Raw genomic sequence first — 22,929 nt, 5'->3', positions numbered from 1 at the left:
GCAGCCTCAGCCCTTGACGCCCTTGGCCAGCTCGTCGTCCAGGTCCTGGTACGCCTTCGCAGCGCTGGTCAGGAACTTGGACATGCCGGTCAGGCCCTCGATCGTGTCCTTCGCGCCCTTCTTGAACTCGGTGAAGGAGTCCTCGAAGGCCTGCGAGCCCTTGCGGGTGGTGTAGCCGTCCTTGACGAGGCCCTGGATGTAGCGCTCAAGGGCGTCGAGCTTCTCGTCGATCTTGTCCTTGGCGTCGGTCAGCTTGGTAGCCGCCTTGTGCATCTCGTCATAAGTGATATCTGCGTCTTTGCCGCCGGCCATGTGGCGTCCTCCATAACAACTCGACTTGCCGCAGGGCCAACCCCCGTGGCTCCCGTTGCGGATGATGCGATCGTCCGCCGAGTCTGCAGCTTACGCAGGACGCTTGCAGCCGCACACCCCGGATCCTTCAAGAGCCTTCAGGGAACCAGCACATACGCCGTTGCCTGTGGGAAGGGTGGAGCGGATATCGTCACTGGGCAGCAACTGGGCAGCAGGAGAGCAGTCAACGGGGAGGACGATCGTGCGCCTGACTCTGACCGTCGTCGATCCACTGGGCGGCGCCAACGCCGACGTGGTGCTCGACGCGGATCCCGAGTCCTCTGTGGGGGACATCGCGAAAGAGCTGGCCGCACACGTCGGCTACAGCGGCGGCGCGCAGATCATCCCCATCGGACACCATGGACAGCACGGACAGCAGGCGGGCAGCGGCGGAGCGCCCCTCGCCTATGTCGACGGCCATCCCGTCGACCCGGCCTCCACCATCGGCACCTCACCCCTGCGCGAAGGCGCCGTCGTCAGCCTGCACGACCCCGCCGGCTGCCTGCCCGGCGAGCCGACCGGCCTCGTCGAGCTGCGCGTCGCGAGCGGGCCCGCCGCCGGCGCCGTGCACCGGCTCGGCATCGGGCGGTACGACATCGGCAGCGGCCCCGCCTCCTACGTACGGATCGACGATCCCGAGCTTCCCGCCCGCGCGCTGACGTTGTCAGTTGCAACGGACGGAACCTGTCAGGTCGTCGTACACGGGGACGACCGGAGCAACACGGACGACAAGGACGACAAGGACAAGGACGGCGTCACCCTCGACGGCGAGCCTCTCGACGGCAAGGACTGGCCCCTCGGTGCCCAGGTCGCCGTCGGCAACACCCTCCTCGAACTCGACCGCTACTCCGCGCCCAACGCCGCCTTGAAGTGGTCCGACGACGGGGCCGGGCTCGACTACAACCGGCCGCCCCGGCTCCAGCCCCCCGAGCGCCAGACCCGGTTCAAGCTGCCCACCCCGCCGCGCGACTTCGAGGCCAGGCCGCTGCCCTGGCTGATGGCCCTGACCCCGCTGGTCGGCGCGGTCGTGGCCGTGATGATCTTCGGGCGCTGGTACTACCTGATCATGGCTCTGCTGAGCCCGCTGATCCTCTTCGGCAACTACTTCATGGACAAGAAGCACGGGCGCAAGTCCCATGCGAAGCAGGTCAAGGAGTACAAGGAGCACAAGGAGCGGATCGAGAAGGACGCTCAGGACGCCCTCATAGCGGAGCGGCTCGATCGGCGGCTCGCCGTGCCCGATCCCGCCTCCGTGCTGTCCATGAGCACCGGGCCCCGTACTCGGCTGTGGGAGCGGCGGCGCACCGACGCCGACCATCTCGTCATCCGTGTCGGCACGGGGCAACTGCCTTCCGAGGTCGTGCTCGACGACCCCGAGCAGGACGACCACAAGCGCGAGGTCACCTGGAAGATCCAGGACGCCCCGGTGACACTGCCGCTGCGCGAACGCGGGGTCGTCGGGATCGCCGGGCCCGGTGACTCGGCGCAGGCCATCGGGCGATGGATCGTCGCCCAGAGCGCCGTACTGCACAGCCCGCTCGACGTGCAGTTCTACGTCCTCACCGAGAACAGCGCCCAGCCGACCTGGGACTGGGTCCGCTGGCTGCCGCACTCGCGCCCCTCCGGCGCCCAGGACGCCAACGTCCTGATCGGCACGGACGCCGAGACCGTCGGTGCCCGCATCGGCGAACTCACCCAGCTCCTCGACGCCCGCCAGAAGGCGGCCAAGGAGAACGGCCGCCAGACCAGCTTCACCGACCCGGACATCGTGGTCGTCTGGGACGGTTCGCGGCGGCTTCGGTCCATGCCCGGTGTGGTGCGGCTGCTGCGCGAAGGTCCCGGCGTCAGCATGTACGCGATCTGCCTCGACGCCGAGGAGCGGTTCCTGCCCGGCGAGTGCCAGGCCATCGTCATCGCCGAGCCGAAGCCGAAGCCGGAAGAGCACCCCACCGCCGTCACGGCGTCCCGGGAACCGGCGGCCCAGGGCGGCGGCTTCCCCTCCTTCCAGGCCTGGCACACCGCCGAGCCCGACGACCAGCGGTCCGGCGAGCAGAAGCCGCTCGAACTGCGGCTGCGCGTCGAGCAGACGGGCACGGCGCGGGTCAAGAACGTACGGCCGGACTTCGTGTCGTCGGCCTGGTGCGCCCGGCTCTCCCGGTCCCTCTCCCCCATCCGTGACATCAGCGGCGAGACCGAGGACTCGGCGCTGCCCGGCTCCAGCCGGCTGCTCGACGTGCTCCAGCTGGAGCCGCCGACGAGCGACGCGATCTCCGCCCGCTGGCGCATGGGCGGGCAGTCCACGATGGCGGTCGTCGGTGAGTCGTACGACGGGGCGTTCGGCATCGACATCCGGCGGGACGGGCCGCACGGTCTGATCGCGGGTACGACCGGTTCCGGTAAGTCTGAGCTGCTGCAGACCATCGTGGCCGCGCTGGCCGTGGCGAACACACCCGAGAACATGACGTTCGTGCTGGTCGACTACAAGGGTGGCGCGGCCTTCAAGGACTGTGTGCACCTGCCGCACACCGTCGGCATGGTCACCGACCTCGACGCCCACCTCGTCGAGCGGGCCCTGGAGTCGCTGGGCGCCGAGCTGCACCGGCGCGAGCACATCCTGGCCGCCGCCGACGCCAAGGACATCGAGGACTACCAGGACCTCGTACGGCGTGATCCCTCGAACCGGCCGCTGCCCCGACTCCTCATCGTCATCGACGAGTTCGCCTCGATGGTGCGTGACCTGCCCGACTTCGTCACGGGTCTGGTCAACATCGCCCAGCGGGGCCGTTCGCTCGGTATCCACCTGCTGCTCGCGACCCAGCGGCCCTCCGGTGTCGTGTCGCCCGAGATCCGGGCCAACACCAACCTCCGTATCGCGCTGCGGGTGACGGACGGCGGCGAGTCGAGCGACGTCATCGACTCGCCCGAGGCCGGGCACATCTCCAAGAGCACGCCGGGCCGCGCGTACGTCCGGCTCGGGCACGCCTCGCTCGTGCCGTTCCAGTCCGGGCGCGTGGGCGGTCGGCGGCCCGGAGCCGCCGACCCGACGGTGCTCGCGCCCTGGGCCGGGCCGCTGGCCTGGGAGGACCTGGGCCGGGCCGCGCTGGTCAAGCCGAAGGCCGAGGCGCGCGAGGAGGAGGAGATCACCGACCTGAAGGTGCTCGTGGACGCGATCCGCGACGCCAACGGGGCACTCGGCATCCCCTCCCAGCACAGCCCTTGGCTGCCCGCGCTCTCCGAGACGCTGCTGCTGGACGAGGTCGAGATGCCCGCGGTCGCCGCGCTGTCGGCGGGAAAGCTGCCGCCGGCGCCGTTCGGTGTCGAGGACCTGCCCGCCGACCAGGCCCGCCGCCCGGTCGTCGTCGACTTCTCCTCCTTCGGGCACCTCATCGTGGGCGGTGCTCCGCGCAGCGGCCGTTCGCAGATCCTGCGGACCCTCGCCGGGTCGATCGCCCGCACGCACTCCTCGAAGGACGTGCACCTGTACGGCATCGACTGCGGCAACGGGGCGCTCAACGCGCTGACGCGGCTGCCGCACTGCGGTGCCGTCGTCGCACGCAACCAGACGGAGCGGGCCGTACGACTGGTCACGCGCCTGAAGGGCGAGTTGACGCGCCGTCAGGACCTGTTGTCCGACAAGGGGTTCGCGGACATCGGGGAGCAGCGGGCGTCCGTCACCGAGGAGGAGCGGCTGCCGCACATCGTCGTACTGCTCGACCGGTGGGAGGGCTGGCTGCCGACGCTCGGCGAGTACAACCACGGTGAACTGACCGACGAGTTGCAGACGATGATGCGCGAGGGCGCGAGCGTCGGCATCCACCTCGTCGTCACCGGTGACCGGCAGGTGCTGCTCGGCCGGATGGCCTCGCTCACGGAGGAGAAGTACGGCCTGCGCCTCGCCGACAAGTCCGACTTCTCGATGCTCGGCATCAACGCGCGCAAGGTGCCCGAGGAGATCCCGCCCGGGCGCGGCTTCAAGAACGAGACGGCGACCGAGACTCAGTTCGCGCTGCTCTCCGACGACCTGACCGGTCAGGGGCAGGCGGCGGCGCTCGCCACGATCGGCGAGGCGGCCGCGGCCCGGGACGCCGAAGTCCCGCGCGCCCGGCGCCCGTTCCGGGTGGACTCCCTGCCCTCCCGCATCGGTTTCGCGGACGCCTGGGAGATGCGGGACCCGGCGGTCGCGCAGTCCAAGCTGTGGGGTCTGGCGGGTATCGGCGGCGACGACATCATGGCCTTCGGCCCGGACCTCTCGCAGGGCGTGCCGACGTTCGTGGTCGCGGGCCCGGCGAAGTCGGGCCGCAGCACGGCCCTGTTGAACCTCGCCCGGTCGTACCTCCTCCAGGGCGTACGTATCGTCGTGGCGGCCCCGCGGCCCTCGCCGCTCCGTGAACTCGACGGCCAGGACGGTGTGTTGAAGGTCTTCACGGACGACGACATCGAGAGCGACGACTTCAACGAGGCGATCGAGTCGGCGTCTCCGGAGGAACCGATCGTGGTCATCGTCGACGACGGCGAGGTCCTGGAGGACGCGGACTGCGAGCGCGAGCTGAAGCGACTCGTCCAGCGCGGCGCCGACCGCGGCCTCGCGCTCGTCCTCGGCGGCGACGAGGAAGAGGTCTGCAGCGGCTTCTCCGGCTGGCAGGTCGAGGCCAAGAAGGGCCGCCGCGGCATCCTCCTCTCCCCCCAGGACTCCGGCGCCGGCGAACTCATCGGCATCCGCACCACCCGCAGCATGGTCGGTGGCCCGATCACCCCGGGCAAGGGAATGCTCCACCTGGGCAACGGCGACCCGGTCACGGTGACCGTGCCGCTGTAGCCCCTCAGCCTCTCAACGGCTCACTCGACCTTCGACATCCGGGCCACCGGATCCCCCGCGTCCGGGTTGTCCGTTTCGTAGCGGAGGTCGTCGCCTGTCGGGACCAGGCGGACCTCGTGGCGGCCCGTCGTGCACTCGGAGGTGGTGGAGGGCTTGGAGATGCTGGTCGCGATCAGCTGTTTGGGGGTGACCTTCTTGAGGACGAGGTCGGTGTCGCAGGTGCCGCCGATGAGGTCGGTCTGACGGAAGGTGCCGAGTTGGTCGCCGGGCTCGGCCTGGCGGACGGTGACGCGGAACGTGCCCATGGGGAGCTTGCCGTCGAGGGCGAACCCGTCGCCCTCCCAGGTGCCGAGGTAGGAAGTGGGGACGGCGGAGACGTCACTGCCGTCCGTGCCGGAGGCGCTCGGCGTGGCCCCGCTCGGGGTGGCCGCGGGCTGGGAGTCGGCCGGTCCGCCCGCGTCGCTGCCGCTGTCGCTGTCGTTGTCCCCGCCCGGCAGCAGGTCGCCCACGAACACCCCGCCGATCACCACCGCCGCCAGCGCTCCCGCCACCGCGAGCGCCACCGTGCAACTCAGCTTGCGGCCCCGCCCGTTGGCGGTCGGCACGGAGGTCGCGGCCACACTGACGGACACCTTCCCGGGGGAGGTGTCCGGGCCTGCCGCGTCTCGTGGCTCCGGGACGTGGGTCGGGGGGCCGGACAGGGGTGCATGGGGTGACTGGGGTGACTGGGACGCGTGCGGCGCGTAGGGCGCGTACGACGGGTCCGGGGGGCCGAACACTCCGGCGGGAGGTGGGGAGTCGGCCGGGGTCGGGGACGGGACCGGCGTCGCCCGGGGCCCCTCCGCCACCGCCGCTCCGGGGCCTTCCGCCGGCGCCGATCCGTTGGAGTCGCCCACCGAAGGGCTGCTGAAGCCCACCACCCCTGACGGCGTCACGTCCGCCGCCTCCAGGTTCAGGAGCTGGACCGCGCTGCGGCTGACCTGCTCCACCAGGGGTCCCGGCAGCCAGCCGGCCGTCACCAGCCGGGCCGCGCCCTCCGCGGCGAGGCGGGAGGCGAGGGCGGACGGGGAGGGGCGGGCGGAAGGGTCCTTCGAGAGGCAGTCGGCCACCACCTCCCTCAAGTCGCCCGACAGCGCGCCCAGTTCAGGCTCCTCGTGGACCACCTTGTAGAGGAGCGCGGCCGAGGAGTCACCGGGGAACGGGGACGAGCCCGTCGCCGCGTACGCAAGTACCGCACCCAGCGAGAAGACGTCCGCCGCTCCCGTGACCCCCTTGCCGAGGATCTGCTCGGGCGACATGTAGCCGGGCGAGCCGACGGAGACGCCGGTCGAGGTCAGGGAGGCCGTGCCGTCCGTCGCGCGGGCGATGCCGAAGTCGATCAGAAGGGGCCCGTCGAGGGTCAGCAGCACGTTCGACGGCTTGACGTCACGATGGACGAGGTCCAGTCCGTGCACCGCCGACAGCGCCTCGGCGAGCCCGGCACCGAGGACCCGTACGGAATGCTCCGGGAGCGGGCCCGCGTCGGCGACCGCGGCGGCGAGGGACGGTCCTGCGGCATAGGCCGTGGCGACCCACGGGACCGGTGCGTCCGGACCGGCGTCCAGCACCGGTGCCGTGTACGCGCCGCCCACCCGCCGCGCCGCCTCCACCTCCCGGCGGAAACGGGCCCGGAACTCCTCGTCGAGCGCGAAGTGCGGATGCACGATCTTGACCGCGACGGTACGGCCGCCCGCGCTGCGGCCCAGATAGACGCGGCCCATCCCGCCCGAGCCGAGCCGGCCCAACAGCCGGTAGGGCCCCACGACGGTGGGTTCATCGACTCCGAGCGGTTGCATGGTGCCCGCACCTCCCCCGTGTTCCACTACCCGTCCCCACCCGTCCGTCCCCGTCCCCGTACGCGCCGAACCGTGCCACCGTGCCGCACTGTTCAGCAGGGTAATGCCGTGCCGTACGCCGGTGACCTCCCTTACGGCTGGAGCAGATCCACCTTCACGTCCGCCGCGAACCCGGTCGTCGGCCCCACCCTCCGCGCGAACTCGGTGACGGCCTCCAGCTGCGGGCCCCCGAAGCGGAAGTCGAGGGTCGTGAAGTAGCGCTCAAGGACGCTCTCGTCGAACGCCTCCCAGCGGGCCGCCTGCTCGGCGACCTTGCCGACCTCGTCAAGGGAGAGGTCGCGGGAGGCGAGGAAGGCCTCGTGGACCTGGCGCGTGAGGACGGGCTCGCGCTCCAGGTAGTCCCGGCGCGCCGCCCAGACCGCGAAGACGAACGGCAGGCCCGTCCACTCCTTCCACAGCGTGCCCAGATCGTGCACCGCGAGGCCGTAGCGCGGACCGTCGAGCAGGTTGGCGCGCAGGGCGGCGTCACCGATCAGGACCGCCGCGTCGGCCTCCTGCATCATCAGGCTGAGGTCGGGCGGGCACGTGTAATAGGACGGCTGGACGCCGTACCGCTCCGACAGCAGGAGCTGCGCGAGACGTACGGACGTACGGGAGGTCGAGCCGAGGGCGACCCTGGCTCCGTCCAGCTGGTCCAGCGGGACCTGGGAGACCAGTACGCAGGACATCACCGGGCCGTCGCAGCCGACCGCGATGTCGGGGAAGGCGACCAGTTCGTCGGCGTGCTTGAGGAACTCGACGAGGGTGATCGGGCCGATGTCGAGCTCGCCCCGCACCAGCCGCTCGCTGAGCTTCTCCGGGGTGTCCTTGGTGAGCTCGAAGTCGAGCAGCGTGCCCGTTCTCGCGAGCCCCCAGTAGAGGGGCAGGCAGTTCAGGAACTGGATGTGGCCGACGCGCGGCCTGGACGGGCGGGCGTCGGGACGCCCCTCGGGAGACTCGGGAGAATTGTCCACATCGCGAGGCTAGCGCCCATGGGGTACGGTGCAGGCTTCAGGGTCCCGAGTGGTTTCCGAAACGATCTGGCCCGCTCCTGTCAACCCCTGTGACGCCAAGTGATACCGCGACGTCAACCCATCGGGCGACCCCGCCAAACTTCCGGGTGACGTGATCTTGCCCTCTATTGCTTTCGGCTGCCCTCGTGGGTAGGCTCGTCGCAAGTTGCAGTTTGGTTTCCCTTGCAGTACAGAGCCTGCGGAGCATGTGACCGCGGGCTCTCGTCGTTTTCAGACGAATGCAGTTGTTTACAAGCTTTTGTTTACACCTTGCAGGTTCTGGAGCAGGGCAACCCTTTGGGCCCAAGGAGGGCTTATGGCTACCGGAACCGTGAAGTGGTTCAACGCTGAAAAGGGCTTTGGATTCATCGCCCAGGAAGGCGGCGGCCCGGACGTCTTCGTCCACTACTCCGCGATCAACGCGAGCGGATTCCGCTCTCTCGAAGAGAACCAGGCGGTTACCTTCGACGTGACCCAGGGTCCGAAGGGCCCGCAGGCGGAGAACGTCACCCCCGTCTGATCCTTCGGCCGAGTCTTGGCTCCATGAGCCCAATACTCTGATCCGGAACCGAGAGAAGTACCCAAGGAGCCCCTACACCGTCAGGTGTCGGGGCTCCTGCCTTTCAGGCACTGAGAGCGGCCCGTGCCTCGACCGCGTCCGCCGGGTCCCAGCCCTCGCCCGGTACCGAGGCGAGCAGCAGACGGGTGTACGGGTCCGAAGGCTCGGTGAGCACGCGGTCGGTGGGCCCCTGTTCCACGGTCCGGCCGCGGCGCATCACCAGGACCTCGTCCGTGACGTGCTGCACGACGGCCAGATCGTGGCTGACGAAGACCAGGGCGACCCCGGTGTCCCGGCGGATGTCGTCCAGGAGCCGCAGGATCTGGGCCTGGATCGACACGTCGAGTGCGGCGACCGCCTCGTCCAGGACGAGGATGCGTGGGTCCACGGCGAGCGCCCGGGCGATCGCGAGTCGTTGGCGCTGGCCGCCGGAGAGGTGGCGGGGGCGGGCCTCCGCCTCGCGTTCCCCGAGGCCCACCTGGTCGAGGAGGGTTGCCGCGAGGGACTCGGCGCGGCCGTGCAGGCGCAGGGCCGCGCGGAGGCACTGGGTTGCGGTGAGTCTGGGGTCCAGGGAGACGTACGGGTCCTGGAAGACCATCTGGATCTCGCGGGCCCGGGTGAGTCTTTGGGCTCGGCGGCGGGGGGTGCGGGGTTCGCGTGCGCGGCCTTCGACTGTGATCGTGCCGGTGTCGGGGGTGGTGAGGCCTACGAGCATGCGGGCGACTGTGGTTTTGCCTGAGCCGGATTCGCCGACGATGCCCAGGGCTGCGCCGGGCTGCAGTGTGAAGGAGACGTCCTCGGCGGCCTTGTGGTGCCCTCCGCCGGGGAGGGGGTAGGTCTTGCCCAGGCCCTTTACCTGCAGCAGGGTGCTTGTCATTTGTGGCTCACCTTGTCCTTTGGCTGACCCGCCGTCGTGCGTTGTGCCCACCCTCCCCCGCTCTCGGCTTCGCTCGAGCGGGGGGACCCCCATCGCCCTGCGGAACGCCTGCCCACAACGCGGCGGCAGGCTGCCATACCGCCCCCTTCCGAAGGCACCCCGTCTTCCCGTAGCCCCCGCTCTTCCAGGAACACCGGCTCCGGGAGCCATGTCTCGCACTCCTCCTCCGCTTCCCCGCATCTCGGGGCGAACGGGCAGCCAGGGAAGGTGTCGGAGAGGGATGGAGGGCGGCCCGGGATGGGGAGCAGGGGGTGGGAGTCGCCGAGGGTTGGGGAGCAGGAGAGGAGGCCCTGGGTGTAGGGGTGGGCCGGGGTTGTGAAGAGGGCTCGGGCCGATCGTTCTTCGACCACTCGGCCGGCATACATGACGTACACGCGGTCGCAGTACGCGGCCGCCAGGTGCAGGTCGTGGGTGATGAAGAGCAGGCCCGCACCCTGTTCCTCGCGGGCCGTGCGGAGCTGGGCGAGGATCTCGGCCTGGGTGGTGACGTCGAGGGCGCTGGTGGCCTCGTCGGCGAGCAGGAGGCGGGGACGGGCGGCCAGGGCGCCGGCGATGACGACGCGCTGGAGCATGCCGCCGGAGAGTTCGTGCGGGCGCTGGCGGACCCGCTGTTCGGGGTCGGACAGGCCGACGGCGGCGAGGAGTTCGACGGCCCGTTCCTTCGTGGCGCCGCGTTCGACGAGGAAGTCGCCGATGCGGCGGACCGGGTTGAGGGTGGCGCGCGGGTCCTGGTGGATCATCGCGACGGTGTCGGCGCGGTGGGCGCGCAGGGCTTCGCCGCGCAGGCCGAGTACGTCGGTGCCGTCGACGCGGACCGAGCCGGCGAAGTCGGCTCCCGTGGGCAGCAGGCCGAGGGCCGCCTTCGCCGTGGTCGACTTGCCGGAGCCCGACTCGCCGACCAGGCCGACGACCTCGCCCTCCGCGACGGTCAGCGTGACGGAGTCGAGCAAGGGGCGGGCCGTGCCCGGGACTTGGACCGTGAGGTCCTCTAGAGACAGCAGCATGCGCTCAGTCCTGACTTCCTAGGCGGTCGGCGGCCCAGACGCCGGCCACGTTGACGGACACGACGACCAGGGCGATGGCCGTGCCGGGGACGAGGGCGGGGAGCAGGGCGCCCTGGACGACGGCGGACTGGCCCTCCTGGACCATCAGCCCCCAGTCGGAGGAGGGTGGTTGGGCGCCGAAGCCCAGATAGGAGAGGGTCGCCAGCGACATCACGGCCTCGCCGAAGAGGACGACGAGGTAGCCGAGGACCGAGCGGCCCAGGTTGGGCACCAGGTGCAGGGCGCAGATGCGGGTGCCGCCCATGCCCTGGACGCGGTAGGCGTCGACGTACGGCTTGCGGACCTCGGAGAGGGCCAGCGAGCGGGTGTACCGGGCGACGGTCGGGGTGAAGGCCAGCCCGAGGGCGAGCACCGAGGTCGTGGTTCCGGTGCCGAAGACGGCGATGATCAGGACGGTGAAGAGCAGGCCCGGGAAGGCGTACATCACGTCGGTGATCCGGGAGACGAGGGTGTCGATCCAGCCGCCGTGCCAGGCCGAGAGCACGCCGAGGGTCACCCCGAGCACGGCGGCGACCGCGAGGAGCAGCAGCGGTGCGATCAGGCTCGTACGGGCTCCGTGGAGCACGCGGGAGAGCAGGTCCTGGCCGGAGGAGTCGGTGCCGAGGAGGTGGTCCGCGCTGGTGCCGGCGAGGGACGCGGAGAGGTCGATGGCGTCGGGGGCGTAGGGCGCGATCAGCGGGGCGAGGGCCGCCGCGAGGACGACCAGGCCGAGGACGGTGGCGGCGATCAGTACGCCGAGAGGGCGTCTGCGGGGGCGGGTGCCGGTCGCCACGGGCCGCAGGGCGAGGGTGGTCATGCGGGGCGCACCTCCTTGACGCGCGGGTCCAGCAGCGGATGGACGAGGTCGACGACGGTCGTCACGACGACATAGCCGGTGACCATCAGCAGCAGGACCGCCTGGGCCACCGGGAAGTCGTGCGCGTTGATCGAGCCGACCAGGAGCGAGCCGATTCCGCTGAGGCCGAAGGCCGTCTCGACGACGACCGTGCCGGCGAGCATGCCCGCCATGACCAGGCCGCACATGGTGACGATGGGGCCGAGCGCGTTGCGCAGGACGTGCCGGCGGATGATGTCGCGCTCCGGGACGCCGGAGGCGCGGGCCGCCTCCACGTGGTCGGAGGCGGCGGCGTCCGCCATGGCCTGGCGCGTGACGCGGCTGATGATCGCGAGCGCGCCGAGCGCCAACGACAGGGCGGGCAGCGTCAGATGGTGCAGGGTGCCCGCGATCCCCGTACCGCTGCCGGTCACCGGGAACCAGCCCAGTTGTACGCCGAAGAGCGAGACGAGTGCGATCGCGGCGACGAAGGACGGTACGGAGGCGGCCAGGGTCGTGCCGCCGACGATCGCCGAGTCCACCCAGGTCGAGCGGCGCACGGCGGCCAGGATTCCGGCGCCGACGCCGAGGACGACGAAGAGCACGGTGGCGTACGCGACGAGTTGCAGGGTGGTCGGCAGGCGGGCGGAGACCAGGTCGCCGACCTGGTCGCTGTACTGGAAGGAGCGGCCGAGGTCTAGGTGGACGCAGTCCCACAGCCAGCGCCCGTACTGGACGACGAGCGGCTCGTCGAGGTGGTACTGGGCGCGGACGGAGGCGAGCCGTTCGGGGGTGAGCTTGTCGCGGCCGCCCGCGAGGAACACGGCGGGGTCGCCGGGAGCCGCGTACACGGCGGCGAAGATGACGAAGGACGCGGCGAACAGAGTGGCCAGCAGCCCGGCCAGCCGCCGGGATATACGAGCGAGCATGAGAGTTTCTCCAACTGGGCGGAGTCGTCGAGGGCCGGCGCCGACCCGCGCCCCGTGAGGGGCGCGGGGAACTGCGCGACCAGCCACGACGAACCCGCGGCTTGATGCCGAACTACGCGGAGCGCTTCGTTCCGAGTTCGGCGGCCCACGGGTAGTACAGGTAGGCCTGAGAGGCAGTCGGCCCCGTCAGCTTCGCGTCGAGGAGCAGGATCGTGGGCACCTGCGCGATCGGGATCCAGACCGCCGCGTCCGCGAAGCGCTTCTGCACGTCGATGGCGAGCGAGGCCCGTTCGGCGTCGTCGAGGGTGGCGAGGGCCTTCTTCACGTTCTTGTCGTACGTGGCGTCCTTGAAGCCGACCCAGTTGTTGGAGGAGTCGGACAGGCCGTTGTCGTAGAAGCCCATGGGGTCGGCCTTGGAGATGTACCAGTCGCCCACCAGCAGGTCGATCTCGTCACGGGCCTGCGGGTCGCTGTAGAACTCCTCGAACTGGGACGTCGGTACGGTCTTGATCTGCGCCTTGAGTCCGATGCGCTGGAGTGCGGCGCGTACGGCGTTGGCGGTGACGGTCCGGCCCTGGCTTGCGTCGGTGCCGATGACGAGGGGCGCGCCGGGCGTGCCCGCCTCCTTCACCAGCTTCTTGGCCTCGGCGAGGTCGTCGGCGGTGGGTGACGCGGGGGCCAGTGACGCCAACTGCTTCTGCGCGGCCTGGAATCCGGCCTTCTCGTAGCCCCAGGCGCCGGAGCCGACCGGGGTGGCCCAGGGTTCGACGAGGCCGCCGTACCCGGAGTCGGCGATGCCCTTGCGGTCGAGGGAGAGGGAGAGCGCGCGGCGGATCCGCTCGTCCCCCAGGCCGCCGCGGGCGGTCGGGATCAGGACGAGGGAGGCGGTGGACGGCCCGTAGTGCTGGGCGATGTCCTTGTCCTTGAGGAGGGCGGCGGCCGTGTTGGGCGTCTCGGCGTACGCGCCGTCCGCCGCGCCGGTCTTGAGCGCGTTCACGAGCGCGCTGTCGGCGGCCCAGCGGAAGACGACCTCGCGGGTCAGCGGCTTCTTGCCCCAGTAGCCGCCGTACGCGGCGATGGTGATGGAGTCGCCGGACTTCCAGTTCTTCAGCGCGTACGGTCCGGAGCAGGCGTCCGCCTGGCCGGGGGTGCCGAAGTCCTGGCCGGCCTTCTCGACCTGCTCCTTGTTCCAGACGATTCCGGCGTCTCCGGCGAGGGCCTTGGTGAAGAGGGCGTCGGGGGCCTTGAAGCCGATCGTGATCTCGTCGGCGCCCGTCTTCTTCATCGAGGAGACGTTGCCGAACTCGTCGGACTGTTCCATGTCCGGGTCGGCGTGCCGCTTCAGGGACCACAGGACGTCGTCGGCGGTGAGCTTCGAGCCGTCGTGGAAGGTGACTCCGGAGCGGACGGTGAGGGTGAGGGTCCTGCCGTCGGCGGAGGTCTTCGCCGACGAGGCGAGGAAGGGCTTGGTCGTCATGTCGGGCTGGAGCTGGTAGAGCCGCTCGCAGACGTTGGTGAGGACGACACGGCCCGCGCTGGTGCCCTGGGTGTCGAGGTCGAGCGAGTCGGGCTCGTCCTCCAGGAGCCAGTCGGCCCTGGCGAGCGTGCCCTTGGCGGCCGGGGTGGTGGGGCTGAGCGCCAGCTTGGCCGCGTCGGCGGAGGCGCCGCCGGTGCCGCTGGTGGTGTCGGCGCCGCTGCAGGCACCGACGGTGAGGAGGGTGGCTGCGGCGAGGACCGCGGTGGCGCCCCGCCTTCTGTCGCTGTGGGTCGTCATCCGGCATCTCCGTAAGGGCCGTCGTACAGGTTCCAGGGCAGGTGCTGGTAGTCGCGGTCGCAGGGCGTGCCCGCGGTCACGTGGTAGTCGCCGCCGGTCAGGTCGACGCAGGAGGAGACGAGCGTCTTCCAGTGCTCGACCCGGGGCCTGCGGCTGTCGGGGTGGGTGCACAGCGACTCGGGGAGGCCGAGGTGGTCCGACATGGCCTGCTTGATCAGCTTGCGGCTCTCGTCGGGGCCGGTGGAGCCGCGCAGGGTGCGCAGGCCCTGTTCGGCGCGCGGCACCCGGACCAGGGAGTCCGACGACAGGGGCCGGTAGCCGGCGGCGAGGGCGGCGGGGACGCCCGCCTGATAGTGGTTGCCGTGCACGAGGAGTCCGTCGGTCGGATGCATCCAGCCGTGCCCGGCGGGGGTGGTCTCCAGGTCGACGGCGTATCCCTCGCGGCAGGTCAGCAGGGCGTTGCTGGCGATGTGGGCGCGGGTGCGGCACAGCACTTCGAGGGCGTCGGTGATGGTGTGCTGGTCCAGGACCCTGCGTCGTACGACGGTCTGCGGCAGGCCCACCGCGTCGTCGAACCGCCCGCCCAGGCCGTTCGCGTTGAGCGCGATCCCCGCCGAGTTGGCGCCCTGGCGGCCGATCTGGCCCGCCTCGACCTGCATGATCAGGGTGGGCTTCGGCGGCTGGACGATACGGAGCATGACGACCGTGTCGGAGACACCGGCACGCCAGTCCCAGTTCTGGCCCGCCCAGACCCGGCCGTCGCCGCTGGCCTCCCCGTAGAGGGCGAAGGAGGTGCAGCCCTCGGAGCGTTCCTCGGCGGCCACCTCGGCCGGGGTCTCCAGTTCCTGCCGTCCTTCGGCCATCCTGGCGAAGGAGCGGTCGTAGATGACCTCGCCGCGGGCGTTGAGGGCGAGGACGTCGAGCAGGTCCACGCCCGCGCCGTCGGCGATCCCCTTCATCTCCTCGACGAGGTCGGGGGCGTAGTCGCGTACGGGGTCCAGCCAGCGGGCGGCGCGGTCGGTCACCTGCTTCCAGGTGAGGCCCGACGAGTGTCCGAACGCCTCTTCGTAGTAGGCGAGCGCGGTGTGCAGCCGGGGGCGGACGGCTTCGCCGTACTGGCGGCCTCGGTCCAGGGGGTTGCCTGAGATCTCGATGATGGGGAGGGTGCGGGGTGCCATTCTTCTCCTCGCGGTGGAGAGCTCTCCGCAACCGTCCTGTAACGTTGGTTACGAGATACTCTCCTTTTGGAATGCGTTGCCCAGGAGAGTAACGGCAATCACACCGGAGTCAATACCCGTAATGAATATTTCAGAGGAGCCGGGCGGCGGCGAGGGTCTCGCCCGGCTGCGCGCGACCGTGCGCGAGAAGTGGGAGTCGCTGTCCGCCTCCGAGCGGGCCGTGGCGCAGCACCTGGTCAGCGCGCCCGTGGAGTCCCTGCTGTTCGCGTCCGCCCAGGAGCTGGGCAGCGCGAGCGGCACCAGCAACGCCAGCGTCGTCCGCACCCTCCAGCGCCTCGACTACGCGGGGCTGCCCGCGCTCAAGCGGGAGCTGGCCTCCGACTTCACCTCGGCCGTGGCGCCCGAGGTGCGCCTCCAGCAGCGCATCGCCCATGTGGGCCGGGACCTTGACGGCATCTGGGGCGAGGTCTTCGACGAGGCCCAGGAGCGGATCGAGCACGCCCGGCGGCTCACTCCCGGTGACGCGCTCCGGGACGCGGTCGGCATACTGGCCGAGGCGGCGGAATCGGGCGAGATCCACTGCTACGGCGTCGCGGCCTCCGAACTCGCCGCGCGCCACCTCGCGTTGGCGCTCGGGCGCATCGGGTGCCGGGCCCGTCATCTCGGCGAGACCGGGTTCGCGCTCGCCGATCCGCTGCTCCGGCTGCGCCAGGGCGACGCGGTGGTCATCTTCCAGCCCGGTCGTGCGCTGGCCGAGCTGACGGTCATCACCGAGCGGGCTCGATCGGTGGGCGCCCGGGTCGTCCTCGTCACCGACGAGCTCGCCGAGCTGTACGGGCCCAGTGTCGACGCCGTTCTCATCGCTCCGCACACGCCGACGGGCATAACGACCGAGGCCCTCACCGCGCTCGTCGTCGCCGACGCGCTTCTCCTCGCCCTGACGGCCCTCGACGAGACGCGAGCGGTGGAGACGTCCCATCAACTGACTGCGCTGCGCGAACAGTTGCTGAAACCGAAGCGCAGGTAAGGAATCTGCCCCGACTGTACGACTGCGGGTTCGTGAGGGCTGGGTACGCAGTCCTCCGCACCCCCAAGGGCGGCCCCAGCCGCAGCATTCCGCGCGCCCTCGGATGTGCTGCACGACTAGCACGAACGTCATCGCCGGGGCCCAGTTCCACAGCCTCCGTGCGCGGCCCAGCGATCAGTCAGCCCATGGCCACGACGAGGTACTCAGCAGGCCCGTAATGTGCAGTTTCGACTCACGCGCTTGCCAGGTTCCAGCCGTACGTGGCAAATATCCCACCGTGCGCTCGTCCGGGGTCTCCACTGAGCTCGACCATTCAAAGTGGATCATCGGTCCCTCGCCCACGCGGATCACGGCGATACCAGCACATTGGGGCTGGACGCCGCCTTCCTTGCCGTTCTGGCGAGACTGGTAATGCGCAAGGACGCGGTCGTACGACGAGCCTCGATGCTCGGAGCCGCCAAGTCCCTGGCGGTGACGTTCACCGCGGGCACCTACGCCTCCGGCTGGCCTCCGCACGGACTGGTCGAACCGCCCAACTTAATCCATGAGTTGTCGGCCCCAGGAACTGCTGCATTGCCGTCACCTGCTCACTACACGTGCCCCGACCGAGGGCGGCGTCCTCGGTCTACGAGGTGAACCAGCTCATCAATCATTCTCCAACCGGGGCAAATCTGCGGGAGAAACGCCCTGCTGAGGGTCCTGTGAGTGACCCCCCTTCGATACTGCGGCGGGATTCTGGAGGCCTGTCGGCGCACCGTCCTGTTTCCCATTGGATCCGTGCGCGGCGGTGCGGCGCATCATCCGACCCTGGTCGATCAGCATGGCCGCGAGCGACACCCTGGCATCCGGAACGCGCCGCATGTGTTCAACGGCATCCGAATAGGCAGCGAGGCTCTCCGCGAGCCGCTCCTGCGCCTTGTAAATGTCACCGATCTTGTTCAGCACTGTGGCATACGAGCCGGCGTCGGCCTTCGCATCAAGGAGCGAGAGAGTCACCCCGAATGCCTTCAGGGCCGCCTCGTAGGCACCCTCCGTGCCACCTTTCCCCAACCTCTCGTAAGACATGCCCACGCTGTGGTACGAGAACGCCGACCGTTCGCTCGCCGGGACTCCGTCGAGGACCTGGACCGTGTCCTCCAGAAGGGAGCCCGCCTCGATCCTCCGGTTGCTGCTGATGAAGCAGTTCACCAAGTCGACCATGGTGGCGGCCAGGTCACTGAGATCGTCCTCACGCTTCTTGTAGGAGACAGCCTGCTCGTAGTGGTCGATCGCCAAGGGCAGTTCACCCATCGCTCGGTACGTATCCGCGATGTCGTGGAGCACGACGCCGTACGCCCCCGGGGATCCTTCAGGATCAGTGAGGGAGAGCGCTTCTTTGAAGGCATCAAGTGCCCCCTCGAACCCGTCGTGGTCCTGAGGCACGGCTTCGTCCGCCATGGCGGCACTCCCTTTCGTGAAAGTCGTGGCGCTGTAGGCGCGATCGAGGGGGACGGCAGTCTGTGCCGCCAACAGCCGCCGACCGTAATCGAGCAGTTCGAAGATGAGATTCCGACGAGCGGCGTCAGTGTCACTGTGGTCGACTCCCAGGACCCGCTCCTCATCGACGATCAACCGTCGGTACGCGTTCATCGCGCTGGCATTGTCACCGATCTCCGCCCGCCAGTAGGCCAGGCTGTGCCGCGTGGACAACGTGCTCCGGTTGTCCGGGCCGAGTAGCCGTTCACGGACGGTCAGTAGCCGTTCGAGGTCGGCCAGCGCTCCGGCCACATCGCCGGACCTGCCGCGCCACAAAGCCAGTTGATGCCTGAAATTCAAGGTGTCGGCGTGAGCGGGGCCCAGCACCCGCTCCGCATCCGGCAGCAGTAGCTCGAAGCTCGCCACCGCACCGGCAGGATCCCCTGCATCTCCGCGAAACCGGGCCAAGTTGCCCCGCGTGGTGAGGACGTCGGGATGGTCCGGACCCCGCACCAGCTCACGGTCGGTCATGAGCTGCTCAAGGGCGATCAAGCCGCCTTCCACGTCCCCTGCCTCGGTCCACCACACAGCGAGAAAGCCACGAGTAGTCAGTGTCTCCGGGTGGTCCGGCCCCAATACCAACTCCCGGACGACCAGCAGTTGCTCAAACCCAACGACGGCTCCGGCAACATCGCCCGAAAAACCGCGCGCGTAGGCAAGTACATGCCGGACACTCAGCGTGTCGGGGTGGTCGGGACCAAGCACCCTCTCCGAGTCGGCTTGCAGCATTTCCAGGTCGCCGACCGCTCCTTCCGAATCTCCAGCCATCACCCGCAGATCCGCCAGATGACGGCGCACGGTCAGCGTGTCGGCGTGGTCGGAGCTGAGACGTTCCCGGATCAGATCGTGAAGAGTCTGAAAGTGGACGGTGGCGGCCGCAAGTTGCTCGCAATCTTCGAGGCTTTCGCCCGCCCGGAGGAGTACCGGGTGAACGCCGGATTCCCACAGGGTGTTGCCCGAGACTTCCATGAGCACGTCCGAGTTGGCGCGCAGGGACTGGCCGAGCGCGATCTCCCGTTCGACCTCGGGCCAGGCCGCAGCCAGGGCGTCGGCGGCCGCACGAAAGATCTGCTGCCGATCCTCGACGGACTTGGCATCGTGGAACGCTCTCTGGGTGAGCTGGTGGACCCGGACGGCACGGTGCGGAGTCCCAGGCGTGAAGTCAACCAGGTTGAGGTCATGCAGAATGCGCAGCACATCGACTGCGTCGTCCGCGTTGGTCGACGTCCCGTCCTGTACGGGCGAAGCCGCGCCGTGGCCTCGGAACGGTTCCGACGGGTCGGGTTCCTCCGCGCAACGGGGGGTGCGGTGTTCCGCAAGATGGGCAAGGGCCGGCTCACTGGTGAGGACCGAGATCGGTATGCCACCCGGGTCCAGCACGGAGACGAGACCGAACAGGGGCCGCACCAGGCCGCCCCCGTGCACCCTGTCCGCCTCGTCGAACGACAGAGCCCAGGTGGCCGCCACGTTGGCGCTCTGGTCGTCGGGGAGTATCACGCCCCGCAGCTCGAACAATCCAGGCAACTCTCGGGCCCGATCGGCCAAAAGAGCCCGGTAGTCGGCACAGTTCAGTCCGCGGCTGCCCAGAATGTAGGCACCCGCCTGGGCCAGCGCCAGCGGAAGGCATCCGAGATCCCGGGCGAGCCCGACGAGTTCCTCACGCGGCTGTTCCCGGTCGCTGAGCACCCGTGTCAAATAGGCGACTGCCTGGTCCTCGGTGAACATCCCGACCTCGAGACAGCGACGTCCGTAGCTCGTCAGAACCGGGTCGCGGCTGCGCGTGGTGACCAGGGTCCGTCCGACGGGACTGGCCTTGGGCCACAATCCCGTCATGCGGTCAGGCCGGACGAGGTCATCCAGCACAACCATCCACCGACGCGCTGGCGTACGGTCGGCACTTGGCGGCTGCTGCTCAAGCCAGTCCACGAACCGGAGTGCATCCTGCTCAGCATCGCCTGTGCGGTCGCCGAACACCCGAGACGCGGCCTCGGCGTAGGCGGACACCACGTCCTTGCGGTGGGACGCCTTGACCCACACCAGCAGGTCGAGTTGATCACTGAGCCAGAGTTGCCTTGTGTAGCGGGCCGCAATCTGCGTCTTGCCAACACCCCCCGTACCAGTGACCACCTGGCCGAGCACGGTCGTGCCGCCCTGATCCATCTCCCTGGCGAGCTGGCGGTCCGCCTCTCGCTCCTGGAAGAAGTGCACCACCGTGGGCAGCGTGCCGACGCGGATCGGCCAACTGTCTTGGGAATGGCTAGAAGTCGCCGGCCCGTTCATTCCCTGGGCGGGTCCGGCGGAGAAGGGTTTCCGGGGGCACCAGCGCCGTAGTTGATGGTCATGGATCCGTGGACAGTTTCGACCTGCGTCACATTGCGACCGATGGCCGCATTCCCCCCACCCGTGACCGAAGGCCCTCCTAAACCGCCCGAGCGCTCCGAACCACGGCCGTGCGCCCTTAGCAGGGCCTCCAACTCACGTCCGGCCGCATCGCGCTGCTCCCCCTCCAGAGACTCCAGCAGCTCCACGAACCGTCTATGCCAGAAGTCCCTCTCAGCGCCAAGCACGTCATCCGGATCCGCAAGGGTGGCAACGTCCAGCACGGCCCTCGTACCGTCCAGGAGCCGTAGCTCCGCGTCGGCCCGAAGGCCGCTGTCCCGGCCGAACCACCGGGCTACGGCCTGCCGTATGCCTGCCCAGGCTTCTGTGCCGGCCGCAGCCACCACGGCTGATGCGCCCGCTGCCGCCAGATTCAGCAGTGTCTGTTCCACAATCCCGACACCCCTTTCTGCCGGGTGCTCCGTCCGTGCTGCGAACGTAGCGCGTAACTCGACTGCCTGAAATGCCTCCAACTCACCTTTGGAGGCGCATAGTTGCGAACAACCGACAGCCCTGCTGATACGCCGGGACGCAAGTGGCCGAGGTGGCCGAACGGGCATGGGCGGCGGGTCGAGGAGGCGCCTGGGAGGACAGTTGGGTGCACCGCCCGCGAAACGCGGTCACGAGCCGGTCACGTCACCGCCGCCTCACGCTACTCCGCGTACAGTTCGTCTATTTCTCGGGCGAACTCTCTCGTCACCACAGCCCGGCGGAGCTTCATCGTGGGGGTCAAGTGCCCCGCCGTCTCAGTGAAGTTCAGCGGCAACACGGTGAACCGGCGGATGGATTCGGCCCGGGAGACAAGGCGGTTGGCGTCGTCGATGGCCCGCTGGAGAACGGTGAGAAGCTCGGGGTCGGTGACCAACGTGGCGACCGGGACGTCCGACTTGGCGGTCATCCGGCACCAGTGGGCCATGCCCTCGGCGTCGAGAGTCAACAGGGCAGTGATGTAGGGCCGGTTGTCGCCTACGACCACGCACTGGTTGATGAGGGGATGGGCCCGGAGCCAGTCCTCCAGCGGCGCGGGAGCCACGTTCTTGCCGCTGGTGGTGACGAGGATGTCCTTCTTCCGACCGGTGATGGTGAGGTACCCGTCGTCGTCCAGCTCGCCCAGGTCACCGGTGGCGAACCAGCCCTCCTGATCGGCCGGCACCACCCCACCCGCCTGCGGATCCCAGTAACCGCGGAACACCTGCTCCCCGCTGAGCAGGATCTCGCCGTCCTGCGCGATCCGGACCCGCGTACCGGGCAGCGGCCAGCCGACCGTGCCGAGCCGAGGCCGGTGCGGATAGGTGAGCGTCGCGGCGGCCGTCGACTCGGTGAGGCCGTAGCCCTCGAAGACCTGGATGCCCGCGCCGGCGTAGAAGGAGGCGAGGCGGCGCCCGAGCGGGGAGCCGCCGCAGACGACCTGGCGGACCTTCCCGCCGAGGGCCGCGCGGATCCGGCGGTAGACGAGCGGGTCGTAGAGGGCGCGGGCCGCCTTGAGCTTGGCACCCGGCCCCGGACCCGTGCCGTGCTGCTGGGCCTCCAGCGCCTCGCCGTAGCCGCGCGCCACGCGGGCCGCCCGGTCGAAGGAGGCGGCGCGGCCCATCTTCTCGGCGGTCGCACGGCCGGTGTTGTAGACCTTCTCCAGCACGTACGGGATGGCCAGGAGGAAGGTCGGGCTGAAGCCGGCGAGGTCGGCCAGCAGTTCCTCCGTACGGATGCTCGGCGCATGGCCCAGGCGGACCCGGGCCCGCATACAGGCGACGGCGACCATCCGGCCGAAGACGTGCGAGAGGGGCAGGTAGAGGAGCGTGGACGCCGGGTCCTTGAAGGTGGACTTGAAGACCGGGTGGAGCAGTTGGACGGCGTTGTCGACCTCGGCGAAGAAGTTGGCGTGGGTCAGCGCGCAGCCCTTGGGCCGGCCCGTGGTGCCCGAGGTGTACATGATCGTCGCGAGCGAGTCGGGGCCGAGGACGCCACGGCGTACCGCGACCTCCTGGTCCGGCACATCACGCCCGAGCTCGGCGAGGCGCTCGGTGTGCCCCTTCTCGAAGACCCACATGTGGCGGACGTCGGGGAGCCGGTCGCGCTCCGGGCCGAGCGCGGCGGCCTGCGCCACATGCTCGACGGCGATCGCCACCGCGCCGGAGTCCTGGAGGATCCAACGGGTCTGGAAGATCGACGAGGTGGGGTAGACCGGGACGGTGACAAGCCCGGCCGCCCAGGCAGCGAAGTCCAGCAGCGTCCACTCGTACGTCGTACGCGCCATGATCGCGAGCCGGTCGCCCGGCAGCAGCCCCTCCGCGATCAGCCCCTTGGCGACCGCCAGCACCTCGGCCGCGAACTCGGCGGCCGTGACGTCCGTCCAGCTGCCGTCCGCCCCCTTCCTGCTGAGCACCGGGTCGTCGGGCGCCTGTTCCGCGTTGTCGAAGGGGATGTCCGCGAGCGAGCCGTGCGTCACGGCGTACACCATCGGGGGCACCGAGACCTCACGCACGACCCCGTCGAGCCGCCTGACCTCGGGTTCAGGGATGACGAGCTCGGGATTGTCGGAGGGATCGCGGGACACTGACGGCTCCTAACTCTTGCACTCCCCCCATTACGGACCTGTGAAGTGGCGGGTTCACCTGGGAAAGTGAGGTGCTTCTGTGCGGAAGAGTGAGAGGTTCGTGCACGTTCGGACGCCTGTTCATCTTTTGCCCAACATACCGACG

At 69.7% G+C, this 22,929-nt stretch carries 14 protein-coding genes; 3 read left to right on the top strand and 11 right to left on the bottom strand.

Going from position 1 to position 22,929, the window contains the following annotated elements; translation table 11 throughout:
* Window positions 1–6: 6 nt before the first annotated feature.
* On the bottom strand, window positions 7–312 hold the full coding sequence (locus JEQ17_RS26885; RefSeq protein WP_079053446.1) for a WXG100 family type VII secretion target: 306 nt from the start codon (window positions 310–312) through the stop codon (window positions 7–9).
* Between the two features lie 241 nt (window positions 313–553).
* Here JEQ17_RS26885 and JEQ17_RS26880 point away from each other — a divergent pair, with 241 nt between their 5' ends.
* Window positions 554–5,167, top strand: coding sequence for an FtsK/SpoIIIE domain-containing protein (locus JEQ17_RS26880; protein WP_200397596.1), 4,614 nt, complete (start codon window positions 554–556; stop codon window positions 5,165–5,167).
* 20 nt (window positions 5,168–5,187) lie between these two features.
* On the opposite strand, the gene JEQ17_RS26875 is transcribed toward JEQ17_RS26880, so the two are convergent.
* Both JEQ17_RS26875 and JEQ17_RS26870 read right to left on the bottom strand, forming a co-directional pair.
* The gene (locus JEQ17_RS26875) at window positions 5,188–7,002 is read right to left on the bottom strand and encodes a serine/threonine-protein kinase (RefSeq protein WP_200397595.1); all 1,815 of its coding nucleotides are present in this window, start codon (window positions 7,000–7,002) and stop codon (window positions 5,188–5,190) included.
* A 131-nt stretch (window positions 7,003–7,133) separates the two neighbouring features.
* Window positions 7,134–8,015, bottom strand: a complete 882-nt coding sequence (locus JEQ17_RS26870) for a menaquinone biosynthetic enzyme MqnA/MqnD family protein (protein ID WP_200397594.1) — start codon at window positions 8,013–8,015, stop codon at window positions 7,134–7,136.
* 355 nt (window positions 8,016–8,370) lie between these two features.
* Here JEQ17_RS26870 and JEQ17_RS26865 point away from each other — a divergent pair, with 355 nt between their 5' ends.
* Window positions 8,371–8,574: a cold-shock protein gene (locus JEQ17_RS26865; RefSeq protein ID WP_033319512.1), complete on the top strand. Its 204-nt coding sequence runs from the start codon at window positions 8,371–8,373 to the stop codon at window positions 8,572–8,574.
* 103 nt (window positions 8,575–8,677) lie between these two features.
* Here the strand turns inward: JEQ17_RS26865 and JEQ17_RS26860 are convergent, their stop codons facing one another.
* From JEQ17_RS26860 to JEQ17_RS26835, 6 genes are all read right to left on the bottom strand, one after another.
* Window positions 8,678–9,490, bottom strand: coding sequence for an ABC transporter ATP-binding protein (locus tag JEQ17_RS26860; RefSeq protein WP_200397593.1), 813 nt, complete (start codon window positions 9,488–9,490; stop codon window positions 8,678–8,680).
* A complete protein-coding gene (locus JEQ17_RS26855) occupies window positions 9,487–10,554 on the bottom strand; it encodes an ABC transporter ATP-binding protein (RefSeq protein WP_200397592.1) in 1,068 nt (355 codons plus the stop codon). Before JEQ17_RS26855 ends, JEQ17_RS26860 begins: the two co-directional genes overlap by 4 nt.
* 4 nt (window positions 10,555–10,558) lie before the next feature.
* Complete coding sequence (locus JEQ17_RS26850; RefSeq protein ID WP_200397591.1) at window positions 10,559–11,410, bottom strand: ABC transporter permease; 852 nt, start codon at window positions 11,408–11,410, stop codon at window positions 10,559–10,561.
* Window positions 11,407–12,357: an ABC transporter permease gene (locus JEQ17_RS26845; RefSeq protein WP_200397590.1), complete on the bottom strand. Its 951-nt coding sequence runs from the start codon at window positions 12,355–12,357 to the stop codon at window positions 11,407–11,409. The genes JEQ17_RS26850 and JEQ17_RS26845 overlap by 4 nt, the downstream gene beginning before the upstream one ends.
* A gap of 112 nt (window positions 12,358–12,469) precedes the next feature.
* Entirely contained in the window at window positions 12,470–14,131 is a 1,662-nt protein-coding gene (locus JEQ17_RS26840; protein ID WP_200397589.1) for an ABC transporter substrate-binding protein, read from the bottom strand.
* Window positions 14,128–15,309: a C45 family autoproteolytic acyltransferase/hydolase gene (locus JEQ17_RS26835; RefSeq protein ID WP_200397588.1), complete on the bottom strand. Its 1,182-nt coding sequence runs from the start codon at window positions 15,307–15,309 to the stop codon at window positions 14,128–14,130. Before JEQ17_RS26835 ends, JEQ17_RS26840 begins: the two co-directional genes overlap by 4 nt.
* A 121-nt stretch (window positions 15,310–15,430) precedes the next feature.
* On the opposite strand from JEQ17_RS26835, the gene JEQ17_RS26830 reads away from it, so the two are divergent.
* Window positions 15,431–16,336 (top strand): MurR/RpiR family transcriptional regulator, encoded by a 906-nt coding sequence (locus JEQ17_RS26830; RefSeq protein WP_200397587.1) that lies wholly within the window; start codon window positions 15,431–15,433, stop codon window positions 16,334–16,336.
* 645 nt (window positions 16,337–16,981) lie between these two features.
* On the opposite strand, the gene JEQ17_RS26825 is transcribed toward JEQ17_RS26830, so the two are convergent.
* Window positions 16,982–20,062, bottom strand: coding sequence for a tetratricopeptide repeat protein (locus JEQ17_RS26825; protein WP_200397586.1), 3,081 nt, complete (start codon window positions 20,060–20,062; stop codon window positions 16,982–16,984).
* 820 nt (window positions 20,063–20,882) lie between these two features.
* Window positions 20,883–22,784 (bottom strand): AMP-dependent synthetase/ligase, encoded by a 1,902-nt coding sequence (locus JEQ17_RS26820; RefSeq protein WP_383397530.1) that lies wholly within the window; start codon window positions 22,782–22,784, stop codon window positions 20,883–20,885.
* Window positions 22,785–22,929: the final 145 nt, after the last annotated feature.

The organism is Streptomyces liliifuscus, assembly GCF_016598615.1.
Classification (GTDB): domain Bacteria; phylum Actinomycetota; class Actinomycetes; order Streptomycetales; family Streptomycetaceae; genus Streptomyces; species Streptomyces liliifuscus.
Note: the sequence above shows the minus strand (reverse complement) of the source record. Positions and strands in the feature narration are given on the sequence as shown.

Bases quoted from the DNA above. Each gene is read 5' to 3' on its own strand.
- JEQ17_RS26885 (WP_079053446.1), bottom strand. From the start codon at position 312: ATGGCCGGCGGCAAAGACGCAGATATCACTTATGACGAGATGCACAAG.
- JEQ17_RS26875 (WP_200397595.1), bottom strand. From the start codon at position 7,002: ATGCAACCGCTCGGAGTCGATGAACCCACCGTCGTGGGGCCCTACCGG.
- JEQ17_RS26865 (WP_033319512.1), top strand. From the start codon at position 8,371: ATGGCTACCGGAACCGTGAAGTGGTTCAACGCTGAAAAGGGCTTTGGA.
- JEQ17_RS26860 (WP_200397593.1), bottom strand. From the start codon at position 9,490: ATGACAAGCACCCTGCTGCAGGTAAAGGGCCTGGGCAAGACCTACCCC.
- JEQ17_RS26855 (WP_200397592.1), bottom strand. From the start codon at position 10,554: ATGCTGCTGTCTCTAGAGGACCTCACGGTCCAAGTCCCGGGCACGGCC.
- JEQ17_RS26850 (WP_200397591.1), bottom strand. From the start codon at position 11,410: ATGACCACCCTCGCCCTGCGGCCCGTGGCGACCGGCACCCGCCCCCGC.
- JEQ17_RS26845 (WP_200397590.1), bottom strand. From the start codon at position 12,357: ATGCTCGCTCGTATATCCCGGCGGCTGGCCGGGCTGCTGGCCACTCTG.
- JEQ17_RS26840 (WP_200397589.1), bottom strand. From the start codon at position 14,131: ATGACGACCCACAGCGACAGAAGGCGGGGCGCCACCGCGGTCCTCGCC.
- JEQ17_RS26835 (WP_200397588.1), bottom strand. From the start codon at position 15,309: ATGGCACCCCGCACCCTCCCCATCATCGAGATCTCAGGCAACCCCCTG.
- JEQ17_RS26830 (WP_200397587.1), top strand. From the start codon at position 15,431: ATGAATATTTCAGAGGAGCCGGGCGGCGGCGAGGGTCTCGCCCGGCTG.